Annotated in this window: 9 protein-coding genes; 5 read left to right on the top strand and 4 right to left on the bottom strand. The window is 34.8% G+C overall.

Going from position 1 to position 14198, the window contains the following annotated elements; all coding sequences use genetic code 11:
- Nucleotides 1-13 precede the first annotated feature (13 nt).
- Both panC and RAM17_RS07925 read left to right on the top strand, forming a co-directional pair.
- Nucleotides 14-859 (top strand): pantoate--beta-alanine ligase, encoded by an 846-nt coding sequence (panC, locus tag RAM17_RS07930; RefSeq protein WP_110447741.1) that lies wholly within the window; start codon nt 14-16, stop codon nt 857-859.
- Nucleotides 860-1051: 192 nt separating this feature from the next.
- On the top strand, nt 1052-3910 hold the full coding sequence (locus tag RAM17_RS07925) for a valine--tRNA ligase (RefSeq protein ID WP_110447742.1): 2859 nt from the start codon (nt 1052-1054) through the stop codon (nt 3908-3910).
- A 53-nt stretch (nt 3911-3963) separates the two neighbouring features.
- Here RAM17_RS07925 and RAM17_RS07920 read toward each other — a convergent pair whose 3' ends face one another.
- The 4 genes from RAM17_RS07920 to RAM17_RS07905 all read right to left on the bottom strand — a co-directional run bounded on the left by RAM17_RS07920 (nt 3964) and on the right by RAM17_RS07905 (nt 9944).
- Nucleotides 3964-5484 carry a glycoside hydrolase family 43 protein gene (locus RAM17_RS07920; RefSeq protein ID WP_110447743.1) on the bottom strand — a complete coding sequence of 507 codons (1521 nt, stop codon included), beginning with the start codon at nt 5482-5484 and terminating at the stop codon, nt 3964-3966.
- Nucleotides 5485-5528: 44 nt separating this feature from the next.
- Nucleotides 5529-6914 (bottom strand): glycoside-pentoside-hexuronide (GPH):cation symporter, encoded by a 1386-nt coding sequence (locus RAM17_RS07915; protein ID WP_110447744.1) that lies wholly within the window; start codon nt 6912-6914, stop codon nt 5529-5531.
- Nucleotides 6915-7273: 359 nt separating this feature from the next.
- Complete coding sequence (locus tag RAM17_RS07910) at nt 7274-7945, bottom strand: OmpW/AlkL family protein (RefSeq protein ID WP_110447745.1); 672 nt, start codon at nt 7943-7945, stop codon at nt 7274-7276.
- A 586-nt stretch (nt 7946-8531) separates the two neighbouring features.
- Nucleotides 8532-9944, bottom strand: coding sequence for an EmmdR/YeeO family multidrug/toxin efflux MATE transporter (locus RAM17_RS07905; RefSeq protein ID WP_110447746.1), 1413 nt, complete (start codon nt 9942-9944; stop codon nt 8532-8534).
- A gap of 225 nt (nt 9945-10169) precedes the next feature.
- Between RAM17_RS07905 and RAM17_RS07900 the strand changes: the two genes are divergently transcribed.
- From RAM17_RS07900 to RAM17_RS07890, 3 genes are all read left to right on the top strand, one after another.
- Complete coding sequence (locus RAM17_RS07900) at nt 10170-10598, top strand: hypothetical protein (protein WP_110447747.1); 429 nt, start codon at nt 10170-10172, stop codon at nt 10596-10598.
- Nucleotides 10599-11497: 899 nt separating this feature from the next.
- On the top strand, nt 11498-12202 hold the full coding sequence (locus RAM17_RS07895) for an OB-fold protein (RefSeq protein ID WP_110447748.1): 705 nt from the start codon (nt 11498-11500) through the stop codon (nt 12200-12202).
- A 1188-nt stretch (nt 12203-13390) separates the two neighbouring features.
- Nucleotides 13391-14107, top strand: a complete 717-nt coding sequence (locus tag RAM17_RS07890; RefSeq protein ID WP_110447749.1) for an epoxyqueuosine reductase QueH — start codon at nt 13391-13393, stop codon at nt 14105-14107.
- The last annotated feature ends 91 nt before the right edge of the window (nt 14108-14198 follow it).

The following is a 14198-nucleotide window of genomic DNA, read 5'->3' as shown; positions in this document are numbered from 1 at the left end:
AAGGATAATAATTGTGAAAGTTGTAACAACAATTGATGAAGTTCGTCAGCAGGTTAAATCGTGGCGTAAAAACGGTGCAACCATTGGTTTAGTACCAACTATGGGGTATCTGCATGAAGGTCATCAGAGCTTAATGGCTGCGGCTAAACAAGATAATCAAAAAGTGATTGTCACCATTTTTGTCAATCCAATGCAGTTTGGCCCGAAAGAAGACTTAGCCAGTTATCCTCGTGACTTAGAACGCGACAAAAACGCCTGTCAACAAATGGGGGTTGATCTGATCTTTTGTCCATCAGCCAGTGAAATGTATGATGCCAATTTTAATAGCTATGTGAATGTTAATGGCCTAACTGATGCTCTTTGTGGCAAAAAGCGACCCGGCCATTTTAAAGGTGTTTGTACTGTGGTTACTAAGTTATTTAATATCACGCAACCTGATCGAGCCTATTTTGGTCAAAAAGATGCTCAACAACTAGCGGTTATTCAGCGTATGGTAAGTGATCTTAATATTGACATCGAAATTATCGGTTGCCCAATTGTGCGTGAAAGTGATGGACTAGCTAAAAGTTCTCGCAATAGCTATTTATCGCAACATGAACGTTTAGCCGCTATCTGTTTGTATCAATCAATCGAGTGTGCCCAGCAAATGATTCAAACCGGTGAAAAATCAGTACAAACCATCTTAACCGCGATGAAGAATATTATAAATGCACAGCCGTTAGCTAAAATTGATTATATTGAATTTGTTGATTATGCAACATTAACCGCGGTTGATCGTTTAAATCAAGATAGTTTATGTGCTTTGGCAGTTTATATTGGTAAAACCAGATTGATTGATAACTTTATCTATCATCATTAGTATTTACCATTCTAATCGTTCATAACGTTAAGACCACTTGCTAACAAGTGGTTTTTTTATACTAATTTCATTGTTATCTGATTTAAATTTGATTTAATCAAACACTTTATTCGTCTAGTAATTTATTGTTAAATCATTTTACGGTAGAATAATCACATTTTTATGCCTTGAATTAGGATTGATAGCTTTATTATGAAAAACACGACTTATAATCCACAAGAAATCGAACAACCTATTTATCAACATTGGGAAGAAAGTGGTTACTTTAAGCCTAATGGTGACAAATCTCAGCCAAGTTATTGTATTGCTATTCCACCACCAAATGTAACTGGTAGTTTGCATATGGGACATGCTTTCCAACAAACCATTATGGATGCGCTAATACGCTATCATCGAATGCAAGGCAATAATACACTATGGCAATCTGGCAGTGATCATGCCGGCATTGCAACGCAAATGGTGGTAGAACGTAAAATTGCTGCTGAAGAAAACAAAACTCGTCATGACTATGGTCGTGAAGCTTTTATCGAAAAAATTTGGCAATGGAAAGCAGAATCAGGTGGTAGCATTACTAAACAGATGCGACGTTTAGGCGATTCGGTTGATTGGGATCGTGAACGCTTTACTATGGATGAAGGTCTTTCAAATGCGGTTAAAGAAGTTTTTGTAAGACTTTATCAAGAAGACCTAATTTATCGTGGTAAACGCTTAGTTAACTGGGATCCTAAATTACGTACCGCAATTTCTGATCTTGAAGTAGAGAATCGTGAAGTAAAAGGTTCAATGTGGCATTTACGTTATCCATTAGCGGATGGTGTTAAAACTGCAGAAGGCAAAGATTATCTAGTTGTCGCTACAACTCGCCCTGAAACATTATTTGGTGATACTGGTGTTGCCGTTAATCCAGAAGATCCTCGTTATAAAGATTTGATTGGTAAATTTGTCATATTACCATTTGTTAATCGCCGAATTCCGATTGTTGGCGATGAACATGCGGATATGACAAAAGGTACTGGCTGTGTAAAGATTACTCCTGCGCATGACTTTAATGACTATGAAGTTGGGCGTCGTCATCAATTACCAATGATTAACATCTTAACTTTTGATGGTGACATTCGTGCTCAAGCTGAAGTGTTTGATACTAATGGTGAGCCAAGTACTGCACACGCAACCGATATTCCGGCACAGTTTCAAAATTTAGAACGCTTTGCTGCGCGTAAATTAGTTGTTGCAGAGTGTGAAGCTCAAGGTATTTTAGAAAAAATTGAACCGCATGACTTAACTATCCCTTATGGCGATCGTGGTGGTGTGGTAATCGAACCTATGTTAACCGACCAATGGTATGTGAGAGCAAAAGTATTAGCGCAACCAGCTATTGCGGCGGTAAAAAATGGTGATATCCAATTCGTGCCTAAACAATATGAAAATATGTATTTTTCATGGATGAATGATATTCAAGATTGGTGTATTTCGCGACAATTATGGTGGGGACACCGAATTCCAGCTTGGTATGATAATCAAGGCAACGTCTATGTTGGTCGTGATGAGGCTGAAGTTCGCCGTGAAAATAATCTTGCAGCAGACATCGAATTGTCTCAAGATGACGATGTTCTTGATACATGGTTTTCTTCAGCACTATGGACATTTTCAACTTTAGGGTGGCCAGAAAAGACTGATGATTTAGCTACTTTCCATCCAACTAATGTGCTAGTGACAGGTTTTGATATTATCTTCTTCTGGGTTGCTAGAATGATTATGATGACCATGCATTTCATTAAAGATGAACATGGTAAACCACAAGTACCGTTTAAAACGGTATATGTGACCGGGCTAATTCGAGATGAAGAAGGGCAAAAAATGTCTAAATCTAAAGGTAATGTTATCGATCCTTTAGATATGATTGATGGTATTTCACTTGCTGATTTATTAGAAAAACGTACTGGTAATATGATGCAGCCACAATTAGCGGAAAAAATTGCTAAACGTACAGAAAAACAGTTCCCGAATGGTATTGAAGCGCATGGTACTGATGCCTTACGTTTTACCTTAGCCGCGCTTGCATCTACTGGTCGTGATATTAATTGGGATTTAAAACGTTTAGAGGGTTATCGTAACTTCTGTAATAAACTATGGAATGCCAGCCGTTATGTACTGATGAATACCCAAGACCATGATTGTGGCTTTAATGGTGGAGAGTTAGATTATTCATTAGCGGATAAATGGATCTTGGCGGAATTTAACCAAACCGTGAAAACTTATCGAGAAGCATTCGATACTTACCGTTTTGATTTAGCTGCTAATATCCTATATGAATTCACTTGGAATCAGTTCTGTGACTGGTATTTAGAGTTAACTAAATCAGTATTGGCAAATGGTGAACAGAATCAGCAACGTGCTGCTCGCCATACCTTAGTAACGGTACTTGAAGCCTTACTACGTTTGGCTCATCCAATCATTCCATTTATTACTGAAGCTATTTGGCAAAGTGTCAAACCACTAATGGCAATCAAAGCTGATACCATTATGTTACAACCAATGCCAGCATTTGATAGCAAATTAGTTGATGATAAAGCGGTTGCCGATATCAATTGGATTAAAGACGCTGTCATTGCGGTTCGTAATATCCGTGCTGAAATGAATATAGCACCAAGCAAACCATTACAGCTATTGATTAGAAAAGCATCACCAGCTGTACATCGCATAATTAGTGACAACGTCACGTTTATCGAGTCATTAGCAAGATTATCAGAAATTGTCTTGTTAGATGAAGGTGAAGTAGGGCCATTATCAGTCACTAAATTGGTTGATGGTGCCGAACTCCTCATTCCAATGGCTGGGCTTATTAATAAAGAAGATGAGCTAGCTCGTCTTGAAAAAGAAATCGCTCGTATTGATGGTGAAATTGCGCGTATTGATAATAAATTATCTAATGCTAGCTTTGTAGATAAAGCGCCCGCGGCAGTCGTTGCGAAAGAGAAAGAAAAACAACAAGGCTATATTGTTGATAAAGCCAAATTGCAAGAGCAGCATGCAGCCATAAAAAGTCTTTAACAACTTGAATAAAAAACCTCTCATATGAGAGGTTTTTTTATCTAATTAAACCGTTAACTAATCTTGAAGTAATCAAAATGGCAATAGCCAATAGTATTATCTGCTTCTGTTGCGGCAAAAATTCCTACTTTAGCTCCCACCCATTTACCTTTTCCTGAAGCGAAGCTAGGTTCAATTGAAATCCAGTCTGTCTCATGATCTTTATAGTAAAATTGACAGATACCATTCAATCCCACTTCTACTTTAAGTTGACAATTCTCAGAAGATAATTGAGTGATAATTTGTTGATATTCGTCAACTTGACCTGAATCTTTCATCCAGCCATATCGATAATAAAGCTTATACTGTCCATTATCATAACCGATCATAATTGCTGCATAACGTTCACCATAAACGATTAAACCACCCAAATCACCTGTCTGTTTAGCATTCATTCTAAGTTGAGTTTGCGCCGTAAATTGCCATGCTGAAAATTTTTGCAGTAATAAGTTTGCTGCAAAATAGAGTGTTTGTTGTTGATGACGAATAGGTAATGGATAACAACTTAAGGTTAATCCTTGATCACTTGCTATTAGCCAATCTGGATTAGGATTAGCCTGCCATTGCCACTGTAAACCAAATTTACCATGCTGGAAATCGTCACTTGTTTGTATTCTATACTCTTCTGAGTGATGGGACACAGTTGGTTTTTTATATGATAATACAGGTTGTCCTGTAGAGTCATTATTGATACTCTCACCAATGCGAGGCCAATCATCATCACCCCAATACATTGGCTGTAAATGAACAATACGACCATATAAATGGGCATCTTGAAAATGCACAAACCAGCACTCATTGTTGTCCAATTCGACCCATCCTCCTTGATGAGGGCCATTGATTGTCGTATTGCCTTGAAATAGCACATTGCGTGCAGTCCAAGGGCCAGTTAAATCTCGGCTTCGTAACACAGATTGCCAACCATTTTCAACACCACCAGCAGGTGCAAAAATGTAATACCAACCATTGCGCTTATAAAGTTTTGGTCCTTCAAGTGTCGGTAAATCAGCGGTACCATCATAAATAATTTGACCTTCGCCGATTAATTTTGACCCATCGTTGGCCATTTCAAACAGCTGCAATTTATGTTTTACACCACAACGACTTTGCGCAAAGGCATGCACCAACCATGCTCGACCATCATCATCCCAAAATGGACAAGGATCAATCCAACCTAGTGCTGGTTGTAAGCAGTGTGGTTTGCTCCATTCGCCCCATGGATCAGTGGTATAAGACATAAAAATACCTTCATCAGGGGTACTAAAAAACACCCAAAGTTTTTCATCATGATAGCGAATCGATGGCGCCCAAACTCCTTTACCAGGTTGGACTGCATCATAACCGGGTAAGTCAAGTGCATCAAAAACATGATTGATAATTTGCCAATTTACCAAGTCTTTTGAGTGTAGAATCGGTAATGCTGGCATATGGTTAAAGCTAGATGAAACCATAAAGAAATCATCATTTACTTTGACAATATCGGGATCTGAATAATCACCGCAGATAATAGGATTTTGGTAATAATCTAAACTCATATAATTAACCTTTAATTGTAACTATTACTTATCGACATTCTATCTTAGTCATCACTATCTTTATTTTGTTGTCTAGCAAGTAAATCACTTTGAATTTTTTCCATCATTTTGTCATCTAATTTATAAAAACGCATTAACCACCAAAGTAATAAATATGAAAATGCTGGTCCAATAGTTAAAAGACCAATAATGCCCATTGTGGCTAATGGTGTTTGTTCATTTACACCAGCTTGATAACCTAATAAACCTAAACTAATTCCGACTAAAGCCCCCGCGATTGCCATGCCAAGTTTTAAGGCAAATAAATTACCTGAGAAAGATAGACCAGTTGCTCGGCGTCCAAATTTCCATTCACCGTAATCAGCAGCATTGGCCATCATATTCCATTTGAATGGTTGATACATGGAATGGAAAAAGCCAATTAAAAAATAGAGTGGGAAAATAACCGCTAACCACACAGGTGGAACAAAAAACATCACCACACCAATAACAAACAACGTTAAATTAATATTTTTAAAGAGTTGAATAGCAGTAAAACGTTTAGCAAAATAACCAGCAGCCATCGCGCCTAATATAGTACCAACCACGGATGTTGACACAAAGGCTGATTTCATCGCAGTACCCGCTGCTGAGCTAACGCCACCCATCATCAAGTAAGTTGCATAGTAAAGCGTTGCTGAACTACGCATAACGCCAGCCATACTTGAAAAGAAGGTAATAAGAGCCACAATACACCACTGATCATTGCCTAATAAGCATTTTAAATCTTTTTTAACACTGACATTTTTATCTTCAATTGGTACCACTCTTTCTTTAGTGGTTGCAAAACAGAATACTAACATACCAATTGCAATAACGCCCATTATCGCCATGGTTAACTGAAATCCGAGTTGCTTATTTTCTTTTCCTAACCAATCGACTAAGAATAATGTACCGATTGATACCATAAGCCCTGATGCCGATGAAATAGTAAACCGATAGGATTGAGCAGATAAACGATCTTTCTCATCACGAGCAATAACACCACCTAGAGCACAATAAGGGATATTAATAAATGTATAACAAAGCATTAATAATGCATAGGTAATGTATGCATATAAAAGTTTACCTGAATAACCAAAATCTGGTGTTGTATAAGTCATAACAGCTAGTACAGCATAAGGAATAGCAAACCAAATTAACCATGGTCTAAATCGTCCCCATCTTGTTTTAGTACGATCAGCGACCATACCTGTAATCGGATCGATAATAGCATCGAAAATTCGTGTAGCGAGGAACATTATGCCAACCGCAGCAGCAGAAAGGCCATAAATATCAGTATAAAAATAGGTCAAAAACATCGTCACTGAGGAATAGACAATACCACAGGCTGCATCGCCCATCCCAAAGCCGATTTTTTCCATGACTGATAATTTTTTATTATTATCCATCATAAACTCCTTTTAGTTATCAAAATATGATTTGCATAAAACTGTCATTATTTAATTATCGGTTGCGTTAACAACTTATTGAAAAAATAACAATAAATAGAGTTTATAAAATTCATTTTCAAAACAGTATTATGATTTTACATACCTTAATTACGTTATATGGTTAATGTGATAGATATCACAAATTTATAACGCCATTTTGGACACAAATAATGTAGGAGGTATCGATATTTGACGAGCTTTAATGGCAAGAAGAACTGAATTCTCGAGGTTTATTTTGATAATTTAGATTAATTGTGGTAGAGCATTGAATAATGTATTAAAAAACCTCTCATGGAGAGGTTTATTTATTAATTACATTAAAATTTATAACCAACACCAAGCATCATCACCCAAGGATCAAGTTTATACTTTGCAGTTACTTTAGTATTGCCCAGATGAGTAGTGGCTTTAGTTTCAATATCAATATAACGGACTTGAGCATTGACTAGCCAATTATCGTTAAAAGTATAATCGGCACCGACTTGAGCAGCCCAACCCCAAGAACTATCCAAATCTAGACCATGAAAACCTGCTTTTTTGGCTTCGCCACTGAGTTTTTCATCAAAGAAGAAAGTGTAATTGACACCGAGTCCTACATAAGGTTGGAGTTCATAATTACCATCAAGTGGATACCAAATTGCACTTAATGTCGGTGGTAAATGTTTAATTTTACCTAATTTTGCGCCAGCCAATCCGGTAGAATTACCTCCGCCTAGTTTAACTTGATGACTAAATGGTGTTGCGCCTAATAATTCAATACCGAAATTATCAGTAACCATATATTGAAAGTTTAGCCCAAGTTGCGTGTCATTATTAGCTTTGGCTTTAAGATCGCTTTTTGCTCCACCAACTTTAACATGATCACTTTTATCTTGTGGATGAACATAGACTGGACCGCCACGAATAATGATTTGATCAGCACTATGAGCGAAAGCTGCTGAACTGGCTAATCCAAATGTGACTAGCATAGCTATTGACGTTACCTTCATTTATTATCTCCTTATGTTACTTATATCTACTGACAATTTAACCAGAAATACGAGTTTAATTATCAGACCTTGCTGAAGTAAAAATCTTAATCAATTGAAGAAATATAGCTAAAAGTAATTAGTGATATGTTATCACTATAATTAGTGTATTGATATGCTGTTGAAATAATTTTCATCTAAAAAATTGTTTATTAATTGCATAATTGATTCAGAGTCAATTGGTCGATATTGAATTTGTTTAAAATCACTTTTTGTAAACGAATTTAGGGCTTTCTAGGATGGATTTTAGGCTTTTAAAACCCCGTTCCTCAAATTTTTTGCTTGGTTGAGTTTTGGACGTTTTGTTATTTGGTGGCTATTTATATATGTTGTTTCCGTTTGAATAAAGAGTGTTTAAGTGAATGCTCTTTACCAACTTCCACGGCGACCACGCAAGTGGTCACGATGTGACAGCCTACCGCCTGCGTTCGCTTTTAATGCGTCTATGTTTGTCATGCTAACTTCACTCAGTTGTCAGCACATTGTTGATATCGTTAAATTAAATACTCCAAACTTATTTGTAAGAAATAGATTTTCAGTATTGGTACTAGCTGATTTTTTGATGACGCCATAGCCATTTACCACTAATAAGTCGATAATAAAAGAAAATACTTCTAATAATCCAATCTAAAAACATACCGAACCAAACGCCAATAACTCCAAATCCAAAATAGACGCCAAAAATATAACCCACAACAATCCGACACATCCACATACTAGCAATAGCGACCCACATGGTATAACTTGCATCTTTCGCACCTTTAAAACCATATGGTAAAACAAAGGATGAAGCCCAAAAAGGGGTAAATAAGGCATTAAACCAAAGTAAATGTTTGGAGATTTCTATAACTTCTTTATCATTAGTGTAAAGCGAGCTTAATAATCCTGCGAATGGGATCGATAAAAAGGCTAAAAAACAGAGTAATAAACTGGTTAGATGAAAAATAAATTTAAGTTGCCGTGTTGGTTGATAAATTTGTCCCATACCAATACGTTTACCTACAATAATTGTTGATGTTGCACCAAGTGTTCCACCTGGTAAATTAAGCAATCCGGCAATTGAAAACGCAATAAAATTAGCAGCTATAGTTGAGGTGCCCATACCTGCGACAAAGGTTTGCGTAAGCAATTTTCCGATATTAAACATTACCGATTCCACACTAGCAGGAATTCCAATACTTAAAATATCAATTAAAATTTTGCCATTAAATGAATGAAAATAACTACGGAGGGGAATAAATAACGCCCGACTTGGTTTTATGGTTAAGACTAATAAAATAAAGAACATGCCGCAATAGCGTGAAATTGTTAAGCCGATACCTGCGCCAATAAAACCTAATCCTTGCCAACCAAAAGCGCCGTAGATTAGCACATAACTGATCGTCAAGTTTAGAATGTTCATGATAATGTTTAAGTACATTGGTAATTTGGTATTGCCAGCACCACGTAATGCACCACAACCAACTAAAATAAAAGCAAGCGCAGGGTAGCCTAAAACGGTTAATCTTAGAAAAGTAAGCGTTAATTCCTTCACTTCAGGATCGGCTTTACCTGCAATAATTTCGACAATCCAATAACCAGAGAACTCGACAAACAAAAACAGTAAAATCGAAATTATTACTAATAACGTAATGGATTGCCTTGCTGCGACCACCGCTTTTTTACGATTATGTCGTCCTAAGCTAAACGCCACCACCACAGATGTCCCTAGTGCAACTGCCATAAAGAAGGACATGACAATCATATTAAAGCTTTCCGCAAGACCGACGGCAGCCATCTCGGCCTTACCAATCCAACTCACTAAAAATGTACTAAAAATCCCCATCAAAATGACTGACAAATTCTCAATCAAAATTGGCATAGCTAAAGGGTAAATTTCGCGCCAGAACAGCACATTATTTGAACGTCGTTTTTTATAAAGTTGAAGATTCTTTAATCGACTAACAAGTTGAAAATCCAATTTCAGGCCTAAAATTTTATTTAGAAAATTGAGTATATTATAACGCCTTTATTTGCTAAAAATGAAATTAAGTTTTATAAAAGAATCAAAATTAATAATTATCATTATCAATAGAGCGTAGCTCTATTTCAAGGCTTATAAATTATAAATAAATTGAGGAATGGAGTTTTATTGTCAAAATTAAATAAATAAAATACCATTGCTAAAAATTTTTGGAGGAAAGGTATGAAGAAATTATTGGTTGGTGGCTTTTTAACCTTAGTTTTAATTGGATGTTCTACTAGACCACCAGCTGAACATGAAATAAAACAAGTACCAGAAGCAAGAATATTCAATCATCAAACTAAACTAGATAATAATGCGACATTAGTGTTTATCAGAGATAAAGGATTGACTGGTAGTGGATGTTACATAAATTTATTTTTAAATGGGCAAGAAGTTGCTAAGTTTGAAACTAAAGAAAGGGCAACTTTTTATCTGCCTGCTGGTGAAGTTATTATTGGTGCATCTATACAAGGTCACGGATTGTGTAGTTTTAATGCTCCCCGTCGTGAACGTGATTTTAATTTAAATAACAATGAGAAAAAAATCTTTAGATTATTTATAGACCAAAATGGAAACACTGACATAATTCCAACAACTTTATATCAATGATTCAAAAGTTTAAAAAGAACCTGTATTGCAGGTTCTTTTATTTCTTAAATTATTATAAGTAAATCAAAATTTAAATAATCAAATCAGATAAAAGTATATTACTTTATTACAAATCAATATGATGAGTCTTGTTTAGTGACATTAGCAAAGTGCTGACAATTGAGTGAGATTATCATGACAAAGCAGTTGTTTGTCAGGAAAAAATACAGCCAGTGCGTTAAAAGCGAACGATGACGGAAGACAGTTACGCAAACCTTCTTTACTCGGATGTAATCGCCGTATAGAAATAGCCATCAAACAGCAAAACGTCCGAAATAGATCGAATAAAAAATTTGAGGAACGGGATTTTTGAAATCTAAAACATCCTATTACTAATTATTTTTTTGACTTAAAATAAAATATTTAAAAATCAACATATTGAAGAATAGCTCAAAAAAAGGTTTTTATTGGTAAAATTAGACTTTGCCTTTTTACCAACAACATTTATAGCATATTGTGGTCTAGTGCATTGCAGTATAGATAGTTTATAGAACAAACAATAACATCGATAGGTTTATTTAAGATTAGGCGCTTGTTGCTATTCCAAAAGATAAAGCGCTTGCAAATAATGAACGGTACATAATGTCAATGACAAAAACAATCATAGGCAGGCCACAAAAATGATAAAGGTATCGAAGGAACAACGCATTGTAATCCGCAAATCGCATTGATTTGCTTATCCTAGTTGAACCGAAACTATCCAAAGTATAATGGTGACAATAAATTCAAATCTATTGAGTACAATAGGGATTTATACGCTACTTATTGGCATAAGTAAATAAATTTGCGTGGAAGAAAAATTTGAAAAACAATGATTTTTTTGATATTTTGTTTCCATTTGTTTTGAATGGAAATGAAACATGAAAAAAATAATTGTTGTCTCTATATTGACTTTACTTAGTTTTAATTCATTTGCTAATGATAATGCAAAAAGACTCACAGAACAGATTTTAAAAGGTGATATTTCCATTTTTAGAAATGAAGGAAATTCAAATATTCGTCATGCGATACCTACTGTAAATGCTTTACAATTAATTAGCGAGTATAACAACAACCAATATAAATATGAAAAGACATATAATAATCAAAATGTTAATATTAAAACTTCAGCTTCAGGCTTAAAAACTGATTTAAGTGGTGAACCCTTCGTCGTGGCAAATGGTAAAAATCAATTTGAATATGTATTGCTAGAGTTGAAAAATAAAGATGATGCGAAAGAAATTAGTGAAGGTAACAAATTAGATTTAATCTGCGTCGGTACTAAAGATAATCTCAGTTTTCCGATATTAAAAAATTGTGTTAAGTCTGACGATTATTTTCAAAAATATTTTGAAGTAACAATGTCAAAAATCAATAAATTAGAAAAAGACGATAAACCGTCATCACCGATAGAGACCTTTTATTTAGCATTATGGAAATTCGATATTCAAAAACCTAATACATTAGACAAATATAAAACATTTAGTGAACTTATGCAGAATAAATCAGATTTCGATGAAGTAACAGCATTAGTTAAAGCGAATATTACAGAAGAAAACCGCACTACTACAATGCCAACACCATGATTTTAGTTAACTACAGATTAGGTCGTTAAAAAATTTACTCAAACCGCCAATAGTGCGGTTTCTTATTGCTCAAATTATTATAAATAACATGCCGTCACAAAAAATTAATTTAATATTTTAGTATAAATGGTATGAAAAGAAAGTGTTAAAGACAGTGAATATTCAGGGAACAAATTCAAAAATCGATAGCTACCAACTTATCAATTTGTTTCATTATATTAAATATAAAGCCAAGTATAGATTTAACGCAAGTATAAATACATATTATTTTGATGCTTTTTTATCGAAAATAAAAGTTTTTTAAATCTGTTTTTTACAAAATAATCATGATCAAATCATGCTCGCAATTTTTTATTTGATGATGATTGATATGACTTATCGTGGTTATATGGATATTAGAAAGAATGCATTCTCAAATAGAATTAATAAAGCCTGCATTATGAGCACTAGATTCGAGTTTTAAAGACTCTTTTTTACTCAATGTCGAACTAGCCCAAAATTAATTATTGAGCGAGAAACAGCGCATATTAAAGCAAAAAATATAATTGATAAATGGAATAATGTTTTGTCTGTAATTAGACAACATTAGTAAAACAACCCTTTTTTTACCGACACTTATAATTCATTTAAAATCAAACAATTATAAATGGGTGTGAAAAAAGGTTTTTTAGTTATAAATTGGTTATTATTCTTTTTCTGAACAAAGTTTATTGTGTATAATGTTCTTGTTCACTGCCGAGTAGGTAGTTTAGAAACTTGGGGGTATCTTGATTTTGTTCAATTGCGAGTTCACTGCCGAGTAGGTAGTTTAGAAACCTACCAATGAGCAAATAGCATCATCCGACAAGTTCACTGCCGAGTAGGTAGTTTAGAAAAATTAACAGCCAAAAATAAATAATTAAATGTTGTTCACTGCCGCATAGTTATTCAAAAATTTTCTAGAAACAGTTTATTAAAAATGTCTAACTCATGATTTAGGCATTTGTCACTTTTTGACTGCTGCAAAATGATGAAATTGGCATTTAAAAATTTGAGGAAAAGGGTTTTTAATAACCGCAAATTTAGCGAAAAAATTAAATGTTAATTCCGAAAAACAAAATTGTAACTTAAACTTGAACGCTTAAGCAGATCACTATATTATACGCGCCTTAAAATTCATCAATCAGCCATATACTTGAAAGAGTCCTAATGTTAATTAATGCCAAAGATATTCTTGAAAAATTAAATCCACATAATAAAGTAAACTACGATTCAGTTTTGAAAGAGGTGATTGCTGATTGGCAGTTAGCATCAGCGCGACCAAAGTTACTTATTCATAGTTGCTGTGCACCATGTAGTACTTATGTACTGGAGTATTTGGCTCAGTATGCAGATATTACTATCTATTTTGCTAATTCGAATATTCACCCGCGAGTAGAATATGAGTATCGTAGTGTTGTGCAACAAAAATTTATTGCTGATTTCAATCAAAAAACCGGCAACAATGTTCAGTTTTTAGAAGCTCCGTATCAACCAGCAGAATTTATTAAAAAGGTTGAGCATCTACGTGATGCACCAGAAGGTGGTGAGCGTTGTCATCTTTGTTATAAGATGCGATTAGATTTAGCGGCGATTAAAGCACAAGAGTTGGGCTTTGATTATTTCGCTAGTGCTTTAACGCTAAGTCCAAAAAAGAATAGCCAGAAAATTAATCAAATTGGTTTTGAGATTCAAGAGCTTTTTTCGGTAAACTATCTGCCTTCTGATTTCAAGAAGAATAATGGTTATAAACGATCTATCGAACTTTGTAAGGAGTATGATGTTTATCGTCAGTGTTATTGTGGTTGCATTTTTGCTGCAAAAGCACAAGGGGTTGATTTAAAGAACGTTATTGCCACGGCAAAGCAAGGTTTGGCAAATGCATAACGTTAATTTAGCGGATTTTGTATTTGAAACTCCGTTGAATTTTTATTAGTCAAAAAATATCCAAAAATATCCAAAAATGTCATTTTTTAAA

This window comes from Gilliamella apis (assembly GCF_030758615.1).
In the GTDB taxonomy this organism is placed as follows: Bacteria; Pseudomonadota; Gammaproteobacteria; order Enterobacterales; family Orbaceae; genus Gilliamella; species Gilliamella apis_A.
The sequence above is the reverse complement of the archived record's forward strand: the minus strand, read 5'-3'. Positions and strand labels throughout refer to the sequence as shown.